Below are 15,651 nucleotides of genomic sequence, written 5' to 3' on the forward strand. Positions count from 1 at the left end.
GAGATAGGGGCGGGTGGACATGAGCAACGCGCACCTCACCAGACGGGCCCTGCTCGCCGGAGCCACCGCGGTGGCCCTGGGCGCCGCGACCGGCACCGCGCGGGCGGCCGAACCGCCCACCCTCTGGCGGGAGTTCACCCGCATCCCGCTCACCCACCCGCAGATCCCGTACATCGGCCGGGCGGGCTGCCGGGCCGGGGCGAGCCGCTTCCCCCGCCCCCGGGTCGTCGCCGACGTCACCGCGTACGGCGCCGTACCCGACGGCACCACGGACTGCGCCCCCGCGATCAACCGTGCCATCGCCGCCGCCGGAAGGGCCGGCGGTGGCACGGTCACCATCCCGCCCGGCACCTACCGCATCGACGACGTCATCCGCCTCGGCGACTCGAACGTCGTCCTGCGCGGCGCCGGCAGCGGCCGTACGACCCTGTACGCGACGAAGAACCTCACCGAGCTGATCGGCGTCTACGGCTCCCGCTACGGCGGCGACAAGTCCTCCTGGTCCTGGGCGGGCGGCCTCATCTGGCTGGCGCCGAGAGCCCGTTGGGAATCCCTGACCGCCGCCATCCGGGACCGGGCCTGGCCCTTCGAGGGCTGGACCGGCAACGGGCGGGACGAGTGGACGACCCTCACCACCGTCGCCCCGGCGAAACGCGGATCGTGGACGGTCACGGTCGCCGACCCCTCCGCCCTCCGCCCCGGCCGGCTCGTCCTCCTGCGCCTCGCCGACGACGCCGCCCACACCCTCCTCCAGCACATGGCGGGCGACGGCACCGGCCCGGCGGCGTACGTCTGGGACGACAAGACGAAACTGACGTCGTACGTCCCCTACGAATGGCCCGTCCGCGTCCACCGCGTCCACGGCCGGCGCGTCACCCTGGAACGCCCCCTGCCCCTCGACATCCGCCCGGAGTGGGACCCGCGCCTGACCACGCACGTGCCGGAACTGACCGGCTCGGGCGTCGAGGGCCTGACCCTGGAGGCGGTTCAGACCCCGCAGTCCCCCCACCTCCTCGACAAGGGCTACAACGGCGTCGTCCTCCAGTGCGCCTACGACTGCTGGGTGGACGACGTCACGGTCCGCCACGTCGACAACGGCTTCGGCCTGGTCGCCGCCTCCGCCTGCACCCTGCGCCGCACCCGGGTCGCCGGCCGGGGCTCGCACCACCCCTACTTCTGCCGGGAGGGCTCCCACGACAACCTGGTCGAGGACTTCACCATCGAGGAGCGCACGGTCCCCGCCCCCGCGAACACCCAACTGCACGGCATCAACGTCGAAGGACTCTCCTCCCACAACGTCTGGTCACGCGGCGACATGCGGATGGGCACCTTCGACAGCCACCGCGGCCTGCCCTTCGCCAACGTCCGCACCGACATCACCGTGAACAACAACGGCCGCCACGGCGGGGACGCCAGCGCCGGCCCGCTCTTCGGCGCCCGGTTCACCCACTGGAACATCCGGGTCACCAACGGCCGGGCCGGCCTCGTGAAGATCGACGGCCTCGCCCCGTACTCGGCGACCGTCGGCATCAACGAGGTCCGCGAATTCGACCAGACCGACGTCCCCGACTTCGCCGGCGACCTGCACTCCCGCCTGGAGCTGTACGGCACCACGGACGCCGTACGCCCGCGCAACCTGCACGAGGCTCAGCGCGCCCTGCTCCGGTAACGCCCCGGGGTCACCCCGACCAGCTTCTTGAAGTGCCGGGTGAGATGGGCCTGGTCGTAGAACCCGGCGACCGGGGCCGCCTCGCCCGGCGGCACCCCGTCCAGCAGCAGCCGCCGGGCCCGCCCGACCCGCCGCGACATCAGGTACTGGTGCGGGGCGATGCCGTACGCGCCGCTGAACGCCCGGATGAGGTGCGCCGGATGGGCGTGCAGCAACCGGCCGGCCTCCTCCAGCGAGACCCCCTCGACGACCCGCGCGTCCAGCAACTCCCGCAGCCGGCGGGCGAGTACGGGACTCTCGTGCCGTCCCCCGTCCGTGGACCGCCGCCGCAGTCGGTGCCGCAGCTGCTCCGCGACGAGGGTCAGCCTGCTCTCCGCCTCCAGCTCGTCGCCGGGCCGCGCGAGGGCGGAGTGCAACTGCCCGACGCGCAGCCGCAGCACCGGGTCCCGGAGGTCGGGGGAGTCCACGGCCGGCCCGATGAACTCCTCCCCGAGCCGGCTGCTGTCCAGATAGACGACCCGCTTGCGGAAACCCCCCGGCGTGGCCGGCGACCCGTTGTGCGGCACGTGCGGCGGCAGCAGCGACACGGTGTCGAGCGGCGTGCCGTGCTCATGCCGGTCGAGGTCGTACCGTACGGCCCCGTCGTCCACGATGAGCAGCGTCCAGGCGTCGTGGACGTGCATCGGATAGGCGTACTCGGTGAAGCGGGCGTGGAAGACCTCGGTGACGCCCGGGACCCGGGGACGCCACGCGCTCACTTCTTGCCCGGCGGTCATGCAAAAAACGTACAAGACGGGGCCGGGACCCGGCCGCGAGTCTCAGTCCATGAACACTGAACCCATCCGTTTCGACACGAAGATCGCCGTGCTGCTGCGCGAGGACCTGGAACCCTGGCAGCGCCTGAACGTGACCGCGTTCCTGGTCAGCGGCCTGGGCCCGACGCTCCCCGAGGTGGTCGGCGACCCGTACGAGGACGCGGACGGCGTGTCGTACCTGCCCATGTTCCGCCAGCCGGTGCTGGTCTTCGAGGGCACCAAGGAGACCCTGAAGGCGGCGCACGGCAGGGCGCTGACCCGTGTCCTGCCGTGCGCGGTGTTCACAGCGGACCTGTTCACCACGGGCAACGACCGCGACAACCGCGCGGCCGTCCGCGCCGTCCCGACCGCCGAGCTGGACCTGGTGGGCCTGGCGGTGTACGGCCCGAAGAACGGAGTGGACAAGGTCCTCAAGGGCGCGCGCATGCACCCGTGAGGGGTGTTCGTCTCAGCCGAACATGCCGGGCACGTAGTCGCCGGCGGGCTGCCGGACGATGACGTTGACGCGGTTGTAGGCGTTGATCACGGCGACGAGGGCCACCAGGGCGGCGAGCTGCTCCTCGTCGTAGTGCTTGGCGGCGTTCGCCCAGACCTCGTCCGGGACCCCGCCGGCCGCGTCGGCGATCCGGGTGCCCTGCTCCACCAGCTCCAGCGCGGCCCGCTCCGCGTCGCTGAACACGGTGGCCTCACGCCAGACCGCGACGAGGTGCAGCCGGGTCTGGTTCTCCCCGGCCTCCAGGGCGTCCTTGGTGTGCATGTCGGTGCAGAACCCGCACCCGTTGATCTGGCTGGCACGGATCTTCACCAGCTCCTGCGTGGCGGCGGGCAGCGTGGACTCCGCGATCGCCTTGCCGGCCGCGTTGAAGTGCTTGAACACCTTGCCGGCGACGGGGCTGGCGAAGAGGTTGAGCCGAGCGTCCATGGTGTGCTCCTCAGTGGGTTGCGGCTGCTTGCACCTCATTGACGGAGGGCGAGCGGGAGATGTGACGCGCCGAAAAGTGACCCGCGTCACTCCCGCTGCTGCATTGGCACCACACCGGTCACCGGGACGTGGGACGGGTGAGGTGCTCGCCAGGACGGGCGCCGGACCGGGTGTGACGATCACAGAAGCTGACGGGGTGTTCACGGGTGCGGCATCGCCGTCCCGGGATCGCCGTCCCGTGATCGCCGTCCCGTCATGCCGTTCCGTGATCGCCGTTCCGCCATTGTGATCGCCAGGGAGAACCACTTGATGAACCGCACCCCGCACCGCCTGCTGGGCGCCGCCGCGGCGGTGGCCATGGGCGCCGCGGCGCTGCTCGGCACCGGCGCCGGCACCGCCGCCGCATCCGAAAAGGCACACTGCGAGCGCGCCGAGCGCCCCATATGGAGTGAAGGGCCGAGCCGCAACGTCACCGCGCACGGCTGCGACATCCCGGAGCAGAGACACCGCTGGTACGTCATCGACATCGACACCCTCGTCCAGCCGCGCCACAAGACGGACTACCTGGACGAGGACATCGCCGGGACCAGCACCCTGCACGACAAGACGATGCGATGCATGGGCTACACCAAGGACGAGCACGCGGTGAACTGGTTCGGCTGCGTACCGGATCTGTCCTGACCGGACCCGACACGAGGTGCGCGGTGGGACACGCACCCGGCGCGGCGCAACCGCGCCGGGTGCGCTCGCTGTCATGTCATGACGTGAACACAGCCAAGCCGGGCGTCGCGAACCCAGCCGACCGGAGCTCCGCCTCCTGCCTCCCCTGGGCGGCCTCCGCCCTGTTCGGGGCCGCCATGGGCTGCGCCGCCTGGGCCCTGACCGTCTGGGCCCGCGCGTACTGCGACGCGGGATACGACGCCGGCGGACGCCTGGAACTCAACGTCCTGCTCCCCGTGGTCCCCGGAGCGGGCGCGGTGGTGGCGCTTCTGGCACGGGCCGCCGGCCGACGACTGGCACCGGCCGCGCCGAGGGCGATCCGCGCCGCACTGCCGACCGTGCTGGTGATCGTCACGACGGTGTGCCTGGCCTGGTGGTTCTTCGCTGCCCGGGGAACGCTGGCCGACTACCCCGGCGACTCGGGCCTCTGCCCCGCGAACAACGTGCCGCCGGGGTGGCCCGACTGGATTCCGGCTTGATCAGCGGACGGCCACTCGATCAGCGGGCGGCATCTGCGATGCGCCCACCGTGCGCTCGGCGCTGCTGCGCGGCTTGGTCGGATGACACCTCGGGTCCGGCCACCGCACAGCCCGGCCACCGCCACGGGACCACCCTGGGAGGTGGTGGCGTTCTCAGTGTTTGAAGGCCCCCTTGGCCCCCTCCTTCGCACCCCGCATCCTGCCCCGCGCTTCGAGGGCGGCACCCTTCACCGCGAGATCATCCTTGTGCACCGCGTGAGCCAGCGTTCGCACGGCCTTTCCCACAACCTGTTCGGCCTTTGCCTTGGCCTTGTCTCCGGCACTCATCTCAGGACCTCCACGCTCACTGACCGAGTGCCCTTCAGGGCGAGGAGGCATGTCTCCGTGCGCCCTCGGTGCACGACCTCCCGCCAGGCCGTGTCCGGCTCACGCGCCGGGAGCCCGGAAGGGAACCTGGCGGCGGGCGGCCTCGTCGATCTCTTCGAGTGTGAGGAGGGGAGTGGCCCGGGTGCGGAGGGCGCCGCTGGCCTTGACGGTGAGGCTGGCGGCGGCCATCGACGCCGGGTCGGGGAGGTCGATGATGCACACGAGGTCGTCCTCCCCGAAGGCGAAGTACATGGCCTCGACCGTCCCGCCGAGGTCGGCCACGACCCGGTCGACGGCTTCGCGGCGGCCGCTGGCGCCTTCCTTGAGCAGCCCCTTCGTGCCCTCTGGCGTGTAGGTGGCCTGGATGAGGAACTTCGGCATCGGGCTGCTCCCTGTCCGCTTCTTGTCCGACAGCACGACTGCCTACCCGCTGCCACATCGGACGCCACTCGGCGAACGGCTTGATTCACCCGGAAGCCGAAGGTCCTTCCTTCTCCGTTGAGTGGCCGATTACGGCAGCAGGCGCGCGGCCCGAGAGAAAGCCGCAGGTAGGAGACCTGGAGGGCAATGAAAGGCGAAGATTGCTCCTTCTTCCCCTGGCTCTGGCGGGCCCGTCTTCTGCCCCGCACCCCCGACAGCAATGTCACCCGAATGGCGCAATACGACGTGCCACCCACATGGGCGAAGGTGAAGCTGACTAGTGCCCCAACCGAGGCAATCCGTGAAAGGCGAACCACATGCGCATTCGACGAATCCTCGCCACCGTCATCGCCACGGCAGCCCTCGCCGGACTCGGCCTCACAGGCGCCGCCACCGCCATCGCACAGGGTGCCCACTCCTACGTCACCCCTTCCGAGTGCAAGCAGGGCGGCGGAATGGCCGACCTGACGGACAACCTCTGCAAGGGCGGCACGCACGACGGGGAGAAGATCGACTGACCCCCCCAGGCGCCCCCAGGCGCCCCGCAGCCACGCGGCGCGGGGCGCTTCCGCGCACAGACACTCACCCTGCGACTCCGGCTCACTTCTTGCGGCGCTCGTCTTGCTGCGGAACGGGGCACCACTCAAGTAGCCCCCTGGTTCTCGCGGACGTCGGCCGTGCGGGTCGCCCGGGAGGCGGGGCGTCCCAGGAAGATCCATCATGAAAACGGGGAAGCGATTGCGCTGCACAGGAAGGCTGCTGCCATGACAACGGTGCCGACCAGGACACAGCGCGGACGCGGAGGGCCCGACGGCAGGGAAACGGTCGATGACGCCTCCAACTTCGCTGGGGTCTTGATGCTGCTCAGCGGGCCCGCCAGCATTCTGATGGGCGCGGCTGGAATCGCGCATGACACCTTGTTCGCCGCGTCCCGGTACGCCTACCGGTTCGACCTGACGGCTTGGGGCTGGATCCACCTTGTGATCGGAGTGGCACTCGTCGTCGCCGGCCTGGGCGTTCTGTCAGGCCAGAGCTGGGGTCGCGGGGCCGGTGGGGCAGTGGCGGCGATCAGCCTGATCACCCAGTTCATGTTCGTTCCGTACTACCCGTTGTGGGCCATCCCCGTGATGACACTCGACCTCCTGATCCTGTTTGCGTTGACGCGGATCCATATCGAGACCAGGGGCGGTCAGTGAGTGAGTTGACCTTCCATTCTGTCCTCGGAATCTCGTGGACGATCTCGCAGTGGGCGGCGGGCACCGCGATGTCCGCCGTCTCCACGGGCCGTCCCCCGTCGCTGTACCTTGACGACCTCCCGGTCGGCGGTCGCCCCTGCCTGCCCGGCGACCACTGAGCGGAGACAACGGCGACCGCCGGGTGCGAGCTGCCGTACTCCCGGGCCGCTGGCGGTGTGGAGGTCAAAGGGGAGCCGCGCAGGATGTCACGGGTCCAGCGGCGGGCCCGGCTCACTTCTCCGGGGAAATCCTGGGCAACCCCCATCAAAAAGCCCCCGCTCCGCGAGGATTTCGCGGGTCGGGGGCCTGATGATGCGGAGTTACTTCTTCTTGCCCTGGGTCTTGCCGGAGATCTTGGTGAGCTGGGTTTTTGCTGGTCAGGGCCCGTGGGCTCGCGCGCCTGGTGGTCGTCGTTGGTCGTCATTGCCCACTGTTGAGCGGCCTCGGACGGCCCAGGGACGGCCCAGACAACGGACCGGCGGCCCGTTCGGCGGCCTACGAGCTGACAGGCAACTCCCTGGCTCGTTGGCGTGCTTGGGCCCGTAGCTCCTTCAAGCGGCTGTGGAACGGGTTGTGGCGGTTCTGGTCAAGGTTCAGCGGGAGATCGAGTTGAGAGATGAGCTGTGACTCCAGGTCCCACGGTTCGCTTCGCTCGATCCAGCACACTCGCGCGTTGTCCGCCATCCACTGGCTCAGGATGGTTTCGCCGGCTCTGCCGAAGGTCATCCGCTTGCCGCTGCCTACGCGGCGTAGTTCAAGACCGAGCAGACATCCGAGAGTGAGCCGCAGCGTCGAGCCGGCCGCGTTGCCCCGGTAGTGGTAGCGCACCCGTTTGCGCAGGTTCTGCGTGCTGGTCCGGTTCGCCATGTACCGCGGGGCTATCCCGACGTAGAGCAGACGCCCAGCGTCCAGGCCCGGGTGGGGCGGCTGCTCGAAGTGCCACCCGTAGACCCCTGCCGCCGCCGGGACAGGGCTCGGGCGCATCAGAACTTCCCGCGCCGACCACAACCGATCTGGACTGACGAGACCGGTAACTTCCACGAACCCTCCAGGCGTGTCACGGCTGATCGCCGCAGGCTACTGGTCGACGCTCACAGAAGATGCCTCGCCTACGTAGCCACGCGACATCAGCTTGGGAAGCTAAGGTGATCTAGGGCTCGTTGCGTGGCTGACCTGCAGTGGAAGGGTGTCGACGTGATGGCCGGCTCCATTGCTTCCCCGCTGTTCCCCCTGGTTCCCCGTAGGAGCTGGCACGACCCCTTCGTCCCGAACTATCGGCTGGACGGCCATTGCGGTCCAGCACGCAGCTCGTGGGGTCTTCGACGGCCTTTGGCGGTCGGTTGCGGTTGCGGTGGTTGCTGTACTCCGCTGCTGTACAGCAACCACCGCAGATGCCCAGCGACGGCCTCAGGTCGGCGAACGCCTACGCCTCTACGATGCGGGCCATGGGGACATCTGATGCCGCACCGCTCATACGCGCCTGCTGGCTTTCATGGCTCGCGATCGAGACTGTCGATCAGGCGGAGGTAGTGAAGGCCCTCGGCTTGACGGAGGTACAGGAGACGAGCTGGGCCGAGGGTGTGGCACTCATCGACGAGGTGGCGCACGACGGGGAGGAGCCGTTCTCCACCGTTGTAGTCACGCCGCCCATGCAGGGATGGACCCTGGTCGTCGGACCGTACTTCGGCCTGCCGCATACACAGCAGACGGCGCACGTCACCAACCTGTGCCGAGATTTGAGCGCCGTCTTCGGTAAGGCCCAACTCTTCTTCCACAGTGAACAGAACGACGGAGAGGCGTGGCTGATCGCCGAAGGCGGACGGATTCTCAGGCGCTGGATCAGTGAGTACCCGGAGCTCGCCATGGGCGAACCGTTCGGCGTGGAGCGACGACTCCTCGATGCCTACGGGATCACGGGCAAGCCCGAGGATCTCGATCCCGACAGCGACCTGGCCGGCGACTGGGCAGCCACTTGGGGGGATTGCTGGGCCACGACGGTCGCGGAGGAATCGAGCATTGATCCCACGAGCGCCGCCGCCGGCACAGGCTCGATCAGCAGCATGCTGGTGGCAGCCGCTCCGACTTTCGAGTAGGCGTACCGCCTGCCGCATCATCGTTGGATGTCAGCGGAACAGCTCCGGCACCGGACAGGCCTCCAAAGGCTCATCCGGCCGATCGGCCCAACGCCACCAGACATGGCGACCAGCACACCTCCATAGCGTCCGACACATCCGCCGGCCATCGTCCTCCCGCGTGGAGAGGACGATGCCGCCGGACTGCATGGGCTGACTGCACTCGGGACACGCCGGGGCGTCGTCGGTCATGCGGCGCACCCTAACGGAGCGACCGCTTCGTCCCGAAGCAATTTGTGCAGACGTTTTGCCTAGGGGTGGCGTGCGACTCACCTGCGTTGATGGTCCGTGAGCGTCCGTGCTCGTCCGCCGGTGTACATCGGCGTTGTCACGCAGTTAGACACTCAGCGAGGCCAACCCTGCCGCCCTGCCGCCACGGTCGACTCGCTCGCTTGTGGCTCACGGAGCGACCGTGCCTGATTCATCTATGCCCGTGCCGGTCGGGAAACTCGCTCCCGACTCCGCTTCTCGTCGCGCCCACTCTGTGGCGGAGAAACAGGAGGCTAGCCACAGGGCCTCGGGCATGTTGAGGATGATCCCACCGACCACCGGGAAGGGGGCCATCCGTCGGAGATCCTCGGGGAAGTCCTCGCCGAACTTGAGCCCCGGAGGCGAGCCACCCGGGATGAGCAGTTTGCCGGGGGTGATCGGGACGGGATCCCAGTCGAGGTCGCTGTGGAGAAGGGTCGCGTGCGACTCTCCAGGGCGTTGCCAGAAGATCAACTGCTCCTCGTACTCGTTGACCCAGTGGAGGACATGATCAGAAGGACTGAAGACCACCCCAGCCATCTCACCGAGGTGCGCCAAGACGGCGTTTCGGCCCCGGTACCCGCCCACGTACGCGCGGGCCGTATCTACGAAAAGTGTCAGGGTTGTGTCGTCCAGAACCGCTGTGGCAGGCACCTTCACGGTGCGTACCTGACGACCCTCTCGCACCCCACGACGAAGTTGTTCGGTGGCGTTCGCCCAGTACAACTGCTCCGTGCCTGGATCGAAGACAACGCAGAACACGGGTACGTTCCCGTTCGACCAGGTGTCGCCATGCTGTCGTACTGGTACGGCGTAGCCGTAGGATCTTCGCCATGAGGCACCGCCCTTGACCTGAACCTTGATGACGTCGTTGGTGACGCGGCCGGCGTTGGTGAAAGTGACGAACAGGTCCTCGCCGTAGTCGTTCTGCCCCGAGATCTCCTCCACCACGTGGTCATAACTCTGGAAGAGCGAACGCAAGGCGTTCACGGCCGCCTGCTCCATCCGTCGCCCCTTGGGAATCTTCGTCAATGCCCCCTCCTCTTCCGCGCGTTGATGTCTGCCAGCGTGCCATCCCCCACTGACACTCGTTGGGAGAACGACCAAGGCGTCTTGGCCTTCGACTGGGTGCCGGCGACAGGTCGGGATCGCGCAGCGGTGCCCAGCCTTGACCAGGACACGCCGCCGCAGCTCGGCGGGAATTGCAGGACGGTCTTCAGGCACGGGAAGAAACGTAGAGCCCCTCACTGACAGGCGCTCCGCGGAAAGGGTCACGCGTTCACGCGGGGCACATCACAGCGCGGCCTAGTGGAGTCTCGATGACCTAGCCAAGGCGAAGGCGCCGCCCCGCAGTGAGGACGGCGCCCGTACGAGGTCAAGGCCTTGAAGCCTGGCCTCATCCTTATCAGGTCGATCACTGACTCCTTGGAGGTCGGAGGGATGCTGGCTCCGCGAGGGTGTGATGACCACCGCGGGCCGCTCTCGTCCGGCCCAGTTCGCCGCTGTTGGTGTCAGCCGTTGGTGTCAGCCGATTGTCTCTACCTTGACAGAGTGGTCGCCCAGCGCGACGGCGTCCGATGTACCCATTGATGCTGGGCCATGACCTTCCCTTGCCAGCCAGACCGTTCACTGCCTTCTACGGCGCAGGGCCCGTAGTCCGAGGTCGTAACCCATGCAGGCGATCACAAGGACCACCAAAGGCCAAACCGCTCTCGACTCTGCAGCGATGTCTCCGTGAAGGAGGGCGCCAGCGAGCGAGCTGGCACCCAGCACGGCAGTGCAAGTTGGCACTCCGCGCGCGGATGGCATAGGCACCTTGATCTCTCTGCGCAGTGAGGAGCCCTGCGGTTCCTCGTCACGGCTTGCCGTCTCGTGCAGGCGTGGAATGCTCATCCTGGGTGTCCCTTGTCGGCGCCCGTTCGCCCGCTGCTCGCTGGCCTCGGAACCTAGAGCAGCGGGCGTTCCCTTTCGCGTCTCAGCGTCCAGGCCCGACCCTTCTCGAAGTAAGGACTCTCATGAGACATCATGAGACATCGAAGGGGGGACCAGACCATGCCTGCACGGCCTCAGCCAGCCAACCCGAACACCGGCCCGACGCAAGCGTTCGCGCTGGAGCTTCGCCAACTGCGTGGCGCGGCATCCAATTCACCGAGTGTGGCGGAAATTTCAAATGCTTACCAAATTTCCCGGGCCACCATTTATGGAGTTTTGGCCGGTAAGCGGAATTGCACGCCTCAAACACTGAGGGCTCTCGTCTCAGCCTGGGCAGGAGTGGAATCGCTCCCGCAATGGGAAGCTCGCCACAGGGAGTTTTACGAACGGCGCGCATGGGACGACATACAGCAACCTCCACTTACCCCACAGGCCACACGCCTAGCCGAAATGCTTCAGTCAATACTTAACGACAGCCCCTTTTACTGGAAAGACGTGAGCAATCGTACAGGCATTCCCGCGTACGCGATTAATAATTACCTCATGGGTTATATGATTCCCGGGATAATGACCCTAGAGGTGATCCTCGACTCCTTGCAGGTGAGAGACCTATCGGCAAGACAAAGAGTGGCTCGACAAGCTGAACGAGCACGGGCCGCTGAAGAGGCACAGAAAGGGACTGGGTAGCTAACATCAACTGCTACATATCTTTTCTGTAAAGCGAGGCGGAAAGAGGGAACGCGCCACCACGCAAGTGCTTACAGTCGATGCCGTGAAGAAGCGGACAGAAGGTCAGATCATCAGCGGCCTGCAACAGATAGCTGCTGCCGTGGCCGGAACAACGGCAGGTACTGCGGCCGGTGGCCCTGGAGGGGCGCTCATCGGGGCCGCCGCTGGCCCCGCCTTGGCTACTAGCTTTGGCCTGGTCGCAGATCGGGTGGCGGCATACCGTGCCGACCGAAGTGCTCAGCTGGTGAATGAGGTCACCCGCGTCTTGGGCATCGAGGCAAGTGAGCTGCAAGAACGGCTCCTGGCCGATGAACGACTACTCGAGTTCGCAGGCAGAGTAGTGGGCGCGGCGCAAGACATCTCACTCACTCAGAAGCGGCACGCACTCGCTCGTGCGCTGGCGGCGGCGGTAGCGGACCCGGCGCCAGCACGACTCGACGTGTGGGAACTGCTACAAAAAGCTATCGAGGAGATAGATCCTCCTCATATCAGGTTCATGCATGTCATCTCGTCAGCGACACCCTTGCCTCAGCCTCCTGAGCGCCCCGTGGATGGAGTGAAGTACGGCATGTTGTTGCAGGATGTGTGCAAGATCGACCCAGGTCTGGAACTAGGCGGGCATGCAATCCTTCAGAGGCTTCTTTCGCTGGGACTGATCGAAAGCGCCCTCCACGGCGTGATTTATGGGGGAACCTACCGGCCGTATGCACTGTCGGGCCTCGGTCAGCGTTTGTTGACACTGTTGGAGGAGGAGCCGTCACCCTCTCCTTGAGATGAGCGAAAGGGCTGATTAATCATTCGGCCCAGTGGCGCTTTGCTGCATGGGCCGACGCTTACCTCGACCCTTGCCCACCACACCCCAGCTCCCATCCCGTACGCCGTCGACCCACACACCGTGGAGCAGGCGTGGTTCCTGGCGTCCAGGTGGAGCGCGCCACTGTACGAACGACCTGGACGCCAGGGGCCGCGTCTGCTCGGCTCTGCCTGGGTCGACGGCGTACGGGATGGGAGCCCTCTCGCCCGCCATGACGAACCCGCAGTCGGCGACGGCGCCCCCTCCATCCCGGTGCCGGCCGATCCCCCGCCGGAGGCATCGTTCTGACCCATGGCCGCTCTCGGTAGCACTCGCCCTGGGGCCTTAGGTTCGCTGCCACGTACGCGGTGCGGGCGCCGGCCGGGCTGGAGCGGGGCGGAGACAGGAGCGCAGGCCCGGCCGGGGGCCGGGCCGCGCGCGGGGAGCGGAGCGAGCCGCCTTGAACCAGTAGAGAAAGTTGTAACTCAGTCTGCCGGGCGGGGCTTGAAGTCGTATGCGCACGATGGGAGTTTGGCCGCCTGGCGGTGCGCGAACGGCAGGAAGAGCACTGGTCGGATCGTCCAGGTGATGCGGGTCTGGGCGTGGGTCACTGACACTGTGCACGGCTCGGCACGCAACAGGGCTCGGCGGGTTTCGATGCGGCCCTCGTACAGCCACTCCCAAGCCTCGTCGGAGGCGTCAGCGTCCAGGGCCGGTGAGATCGTGCGGAGTGCGACCGCTACCCAACGGTCTGCCTGAGGTGCCGAGTAGGCGTCGAACGACCCCAGCAGTGCCGGCCCCCGCTGCTCGGTCAGGTCCTCCGTCCAGCACTCACACCAGTAGCCCCACTGCTGCGGCTTCAGCATGGGTGGCCCCCTTGGCGGGCGTCCGCGTACAGCTCCGCGGTGACCGTGTGGCCCTGGTCGGTGTCGTGCACGACGACCCGGTGGGCGATGGCACTGACCATGCCCAGTCCTCGGCCGTGTTCGGCGTCCTGGTCCTGGCGCTCGACCTTCGGGGCCGTGGCCGTGCCGCCGTCGTCCGTGACGGACACCGCGACCACCTGAGCGGAGACGGCGACCGCCAGGTGGAAGCTGCCGTACTCCCGGCCGCTGGCCGTGTGGAGGATCGCGTTCGCGCTCAGCTCGCTCACGATCAGTTCGGCGTCTTCGGCTAAGGGGGAGCCGCGCAGGATGTCGCGGGTCCAGCGGCGGGCCCGGCTCACTTCTTCGGGGAATCCTGGGCAACTCAGTCCCCAGACCCGGGCTGTACTCGTATACTCGTGCATACAAGTTCCTTCGTGCTGGTAGGCCGCCATGTGCAGCGGGTTCGGGCTAGACGAGTTTCACGCCGTCGTGGGCGCGGATCGCCGGCGGGGTCATGGCATCGAGTGCGTCCAGGACGCGGATCGCGTATGCCTCGTCGGCAAGCTCGGTGACCTCTTCGCGGGTGGCCCAGCGCAGTGCGCGGGTCTCGTCACCGGTGGTGGGCACACCATCGGCGGCTTCACAGCGGAAGACCAGCGAGACGATGAGGCCCGTCATGTTCTTGTAGACGCCGGTCAGGGTCGCGGGAAGGGCGATCTTGATGCCGGTCTCTTCGAGGACTTCGCGCTGGAGGGCTTCCGGGATGGTCTCCTCGCGTTCGAGGACACCGCCCGGCGGCTCCCAGTGGCCGTTGTCCCGGCGCTGGATCAGGAGGGCCCGGCCCTGGTCGTCCACGACGACCCCTGCGACGCTCACGGAGTGCGGGCGTTCAGTGCTCACGTTCCTCGGCCCTCTCGGCTGACTAGGCTCTCCACCGTAGCAACAACACTCGCCCACTCGTCTAGATACCTAAAGGAGTACTCACGTGAGCCCTCTCCCTTCGGGCCTCCTCGGTGATCTCGACCCCACGAGCGATCGTGCGGTCTTCCGGCAGATCGCCGACCAGTTGCGCGAGGCCATCGACCGTGGGCGATTCCGCGAGGGCGAGAAGCTGCCCTCCGAAGCCGACCTTGTCGACCACTTCGGGGTGTCCCGGATGACGGTCCGCAACGCCTTCTCCATCCTCCAGGGTGAGGGCCTGGTGCACGCCGAACACGGCAGGGGAGTCTTCGTACGACCACGCCCGCCCGTCAGGCGCCTCGCCTCAGACCGTTTCGCCCGCCGGCACAGGGAGCAGGGCAAGTCCGCGTTCATCGTGGAGGCCGACGCGGCCGGCAGTCACCCCCAAGTGGACAGCCTGGAGGTCAAGGAGGAGAAGGCCAGTCAGGACGTCTCCGCCCGGCTGGGGTCCGTGCGGCGTGTGCTGGCTCGTCGGCGCCGGTACCTGCTCGACGGACGGCCCGTCGAGTTCGCCACCTCCTACCTTCCACTCGACATCGCCCGCGGAACCCCCATCGCCGAACCCAACCCCGGCCCCGGCGGCATCTACGCCCGCCTGGAAGAGCTGGGCCACCGCCTCGACCACTTCGAAGAAGAGATCCGCGCCCGGATGCCCTCGCCCGCAGAGGTCAAGACGCTCCGGCTGGCCGCCGGCGTCCCTGTCATCCACCTCATCCGGACGGCCTTTGACACCGAGGGCCGCGCCGTCGAGGTCTGCGACACCGTGATGGCGGCGGACGCGTACGTCCTGTCGTACCAGCTTCCCGCCACGTGATCAGATGGGCGACGGCACAGCTCTAGGCGGTCGGCTCGTCCTCGCCGTCGGCGGCCGGCGCGAACATGTGGCCGATGTTGGTCCACATGAAGCCCTCTCGCCAGTCCGGCTTGTCGAGCATCCAGCCGAGGAGAGCCTGCAACACCTTCTCCTGCGACACCGTTCGGGTCTGGTAGTGCTCCGCCGGGACACCGTCGCGGTACTCCAGCTGGTAGGTGTTGTTGTCGCGGAACCAGACCTGGATGTACCAGTCGCCCTCCCGCTCCTCGTCCCGGCGCTCAAGGATCAAGTACTCGTTGCCGCGTCTCAGGTTGGCGAGCATGGTTCCTACTGCCGGCTTCGTGGGGCGCTTCAGCTCGGATCCACGGCCGTTGGTCGCTATCAGCATGGGTGGATTCTGGCGGGTGGGTCTGACATCGGGCGTAGGCCGCTTCTCCGAACTCGTACACCCCAACACGCTTACTCGTATAGACGAGTGGGCAAGTTGTGTGGCAAGGTGAGTGCGCGATCCGAACAAGGGACTCGCAGCACCCATCTTGTATAGACGAGT

At 67.4% G+C, this 15,651-nt stretch carries 19 protein-coding genes and 1 pseudogene; 9 read left to right on the plus strand and 11 right to left on the minus strand.

Annotated features, from left to right (window positions below; genetic code table 11):
* Positions 1 to 19: 19 nt before the first annotated feature.
* Positions 20 to 1,669, plus strand: coding sequence for a glycosyl hydrolase family 28-related protein (locus C3492_RS00385; protein ID WP_181140116.1), 1,650 nt, complete (start codon positions 20 to 22; stop codon positions 1,667 to 1,669).
* Here the strand turns inward: C3492_RS00385 and C3492_RS00390 are convergent.
* On the minus strand, positions 1,648 to 2,445 hold the full coding sequence (locus C3492_RS00390; RefSeq protein WP_103809689.1) for an AraC family transcriptional regulator: 798 nt from the start codon (positions 2,443 to 2,445) through the stop codon (positions 1,648 to 1,650). The genes C3492_RS00385 and C3492_RS00390 overlap by 22 nt on opposite strands.
* A gap of 49 nt (positions 2,446 to 2,494) precedes the next feature.
* On the opposite strand from C3492_RS00390, the gene C3492_RS00395 reads away from it, so the two are divergent.
* Positions 2,495 to 2,920: a DUF2000 domain-containing protein gene (locus C3492_RS00395; RefSeq protein ID WP_258055409.1), complete on the plus strand. Its 426-nt coding sequence runs from the start codon at positions 2,495 to 2,497 to the stop codon at positions 2,918 to 2,920.
* Between the two features lie 12 nt (positions 2,921 to 2,932).
* Here C3492_RS00395 and C3492_RS00400 read toward each other — a convergent pair whose 3' ends face one another.
* Positions 2,933 to 3,406 (minus strand): carboxymuconolactone decarboxylase family protein, encoded by a 474-nt coding sequence (locus C3492_RS00400; protein WP_103809690.1) that lies wholly within the window; start codon positions 3,404 to 3,406, stop codon positions 2,933 to 2,935.
* A gap of 309 nt (positions 3,407 to 3,715) precedes the next feature.
* On the opposite strand from C3492_RS00400, the gene C3492_RS00405 reads away from it, so the two are divergent.
* Together C3492_RS00405 and C3492_RS45280 are read left to right on the plus strand one after the other, a co-directional pair.
* The gene (locus C3492_RS00405; RefSeq protein WP_103809691.1) at positions 3,716 to 4,087 is read left to right on the plus strand and encodes a hypothetical protein; all 372 of its coding nucleotides are present in this window, start codon (positions 3,716 to 3,718) and stop codon (positions 4,085 to 4,087) included.
* A gap of 83 nt (positions 4,088 to 4,170) precedes the next feature.
* Positions 4,171 to 4,605, plus strand: coding sequence for a hypothetical protein (locus tag C3492_RS45280; protein WP_258055410.1), 435 nt, complete (start codon positions 4,171 to 4,173; stop codon positions 4,603 to 4,605).
* Positions 4,606 to 4,758: 153 nt separating this feature from the next.
* Here C3492_RS45280 and C3492_RS44415 read toward each other — a convergent pair whose 3' ends face one another.
* Both C3492_RS44415 and C3492_RS00415 read right to left on the minus strand, forming a co-directional pair.
* The gene (locus C3492_RS44415) at positions 4,759 to 4,932 is read right to left on the minus strand and encodes a hypothetical protein (RefSeq protein WP_181140118.1); all 174 of its coding nucleotides are present in this window, start codon (positions 4,930 to 4,932) and stop codon (positions 4,759 to 4,761) included.
* 99 nt (positions 4,933 to 5,031) lie between these two features.
* Positions 5,032 to 5,352, minus strand: coding sequence for a GYD domain-containing protein (locus C3492_RS00415; protein ID WP_103809692.1), 321 nt, complete (start codon positions 5,350 to 5,352; stop codon positions 5,032 to 5,034).
* Positions 5,353 to 5,708: 356 nt separating this feature from the next.
* On the opposite strand from C3492_RS00415, the gene C3492_RS00420 reads away from it, so the two are divergent.
* The gene (locus tag C3492_RS00420; RefSeq protein ID WP_103809693.1) at positions 5,709 to 5,909 is read left to right on the plus strand and encodes a hypothetical protein; all 201 of its coding nucleotides are present in this window, start codon (positions 5,709 to 5,711) and stop codon (positions 5,907 to 5,909) included.
* A gap of 339 nt (positions 5,910 to 6,248) precedes the next feature.
* Positions 6,249 to 6,587 carry a hypothetical protein gene (locus C3492_RS00425; protein WP_258055443.1) on the plus strand — a complete coding sequence of 113 codons (339 nt, stop codon included), beginning with the start codon at positions 6,249 to 6,251 and terminating at the stop codon, positions 6,585 to 6,587.
* Here C3492_RS00425 and C3492_RS45285 read toward each other — a convergent pair.
* Positions 6,478 to 6,705: pseudogene (locus C3492_RS45285) on the minus strand (hypothetical protein); the annotation flags it as partial. The gene C3492_RS00425 and the pseudogene C3492_RS45285 overlap by 110 nt on opposite strands.
* A 416-nt stretch (positions 6,706 to 7,121) precedes the next feature.
* On the minus strand, positions 7,122 to 7,493 hold the full coding sequence (locus C3492_RS00435; RefSeq protein WP_258055411.1) for a GIY-YIG nuclease family protein: 372 nt from the start codon (positions 7,491 to 7,493) through the stop codon (positions 7,122 to 7,124).
* Positions 7,494 to 8,071: 578 nt separating this feature from the next.
* Between C3492_RS00435 and C3492_RS00440 the strand changes: the two genes are divergently transcribed.
* Entirely contained in the window at positions 8,072 to 8,719 is a 648-nt protein-coding gene (locus C3492_RS00440; RefSeq protein WP_146075635.1) for a hypothetical protein, read from the plus strand.
* 438 nt (positions 8,720 to 9,157) lie between these two features.
* On the opposite strand, the gene C3492_RS00450 is transcribed toward C3492_RS00440, so the two are convergent.
* Positions 9,158 to 10,039 carry a DUF4365 domain-containing protein gene (locus tag C3492_RS00450; RefSeq protein WP_219822049.1) on the minus strand — a complete coding sequence of 294 codons (882 nt, stop codon included), beginning with the start codon at positions 10,037 to 10,039 and terminating at the stop codon, positions 9,158 to 9,160.
* Between the two features lie 1,672 nt (positions 10,040 to 11,711).
* On the opposite strand from C3492_RS00450, the gene C3492_RS44065 reads away from it, so the two are divergent.
* Positions 11,712 to 12,440, plus strand: a complete 729-nt coding sequence (locus C3492_RS44065) for a hypothetical protein (protein ID WP_146075636.1) — start codon at positions 11,712 to 11,714, stop codon at positions 12,438 to 12,440.
* 506 nt (positions 12,441 to 12,946) lie between these two features.
* On the opposite strand, the gene C3492_RS00455 is transcribed toward C3492_RS44065, so the two are convergent.
* From C3492_RS00455 to C3492_RS00465, 3 genes are read right to left on the minus strand one after another with little or no spacing between them, the layout of a single operon-like run.
* Positions 12,947 to 13,327 carry a hypothetical protein gene (locus C3492_RS00455; protein WP_103809698.1) on the minus strand — a complete coding sequence of 127 codons (381 nt, stop codon included), beginning with the start codon at positions 13,325 to 13,327 and terminating at the stop codon, positions 12,947 to 12,949.
* On the minus strand, positions 13,321 to 13,749 hold the full coding sequence (locus C3492_RS00460; RefSeq protein ID WP_103809699.1) for an ATP-binding protein: 429 nt from the start codon (positions 13,747 to 13,749) through the stop codon (positions 13,321 to 13,323). Before C3492_RS00460 ends, C3492_RS00455 begins: the two co-directional genes overlap by 7 nt.
* A gap of 46 nt (positions 13,750 to 13,795) precedes the next feature.
* Entirely contained in the window at positions 13,796 to 14,203 is a 408-nt protein-coding gene (locus C3492_RS00465) for an NUDIX hydrolase (protein WP_103809700.1), read from the minus strand.
* 109 nt (positions 14,204 to 14,312) lie between these two features.
* Here C3492_RS00465 and C3492_RS00470 point away from each other — a divergent pair, with 109 nt between their 5' ends.
* Positions 14,313 to 15,101 carry a GntR family transcriptional regulator gene (locus C3492_RS00470; protein WP_028421051.1) on the plus strand — a complete coding sequence of 263 codons (789 nt, stop codon included), beginning with the start codon at positions 14,313 to 14,315 and terminating at the stop codon, positions 15,099 to 15,101.
* Between the two features lie 22 nt (positions 15,102 to 15,123).
* Here the strand turns inward: C3492_RS00470 and C3492_RS00475 are convergent, their stop codons facing one another.
* Positions 15,124 to 15,489 (minus strand): hypothetical protein, encoded by a 366-nt coding sequence (locus tag C3492_RS00475; RefSeq protein WP_258055412.1) that lies wholly within the window; start codon positions 15,487 to 15,489, stop codon positions 15,124 to 15,126.
* Positions 15,490 to 15,651 lie beyond the last annotated feature (162 nt).

This window comes from Streptomyces sp. Ru62 (assembly GCF_002920615.1).
Taxonomy (GTDB): domain Bacteria; phylum Actinomycetota; class Actinomycetes; order Streptomycetales; family Streptomycetaceae; genus Streptomyces.

Coding starts and splice junctions, on each gene's coding strand:
- C3492_RS00475 (WP_258055412.1), bottom strand. CDS start 15,489: ATGCTGATAGCGACCAACGGCCGTGGATCCGAGCTGAAGCGCCCCACG.
- C3492_RS00455 (WP_103809698.1), bottom strand. CDS start 13,327: ATGCTGAAGCCGCAGCAGTGGGGCTACTGGTGTGAGTGCTGGACGGAG.
- C3492_RS00420 (WP_103809693.1), top strand. CDS start 5,709: ATGCGCATTCGACGAATCCTCGCCACCGTCATCGCCACGGCAGCCCTC.
- C3492_RS00460 (WP_103809699.1), bottom strand. CDS start 13,749: ATGCACGAGTATACGAGTACAGCCCGGGTCTGGGGACTGAGTTGCCCA.
- C3492_RS44415 (WP_181140118.1), bottom strand. CDS start 4,932: ATGAGTGCCGGAGACAAGGCCAAGGCAAAGGCCGAACAGGTTGTGGGA.
- C3492_RS00390 (WP_103809689.1), bottom strand. CDS start 2,445: ATGACCGCCGGGCAAGAAGTGAGCGCGTGGCGTCCCCGGGTCCCGGGC.
- C3492_RS00400 (WP_103809690.1), bottom strand. CDS start 3,406: ATGGACGCTCGGCTCAACCTCTTCGCCAGCCCCGTCGCCGGCAAGGTG.
- C3492_RS00415 (WP_103809692.1), bottom strand. CDS start 5,352: ATGCCGAAGTTCCTCATCCAGGCCACCTACACGCCAGAGGGCACGAAG.
- C3492_RS00395 (WP_258055409.1), top strand. CDS start 2,495: ATGAACACTGAACCCATCCGTTTCGACACGAAGATCGCCGTGCTGCTG.
- C3492_RS00425 (WP_258055443.1), top strand. CDS start 6,249: ATGCTGCTCAGCGGGCCCGCCAGCATTCTGATGGGCGCGGCTGGAATC.
- C3492_RS00405 (WP_103809691.1), top strand. CDS start 3,716: ATGAACCGCACCCCGCACCGCCTGCTGGGCGCCGCCGCGGCGGTGGCC.
- C3492_RS00435 (WP_258055411.1), bottom strand. CDS start 7,493: ATGGCGAACCGGACCAGCACGCAGAACCTGCGCAAACGGGTGCGCTAC.
- C3492_RS00385 (WP_181140116.1), top strand. CDS start 20: ATGAGCAACGCGCACCTCACCAGACGGGCCCTGCTCGCCGGAGCCACC.
- C3492_RS00440 (WP_146075635.1), top strand. CDS start 8,072: ATGGGGACATCTGATGCCGCACCGCTCATACGCGCCTGCTGGCTTTCA.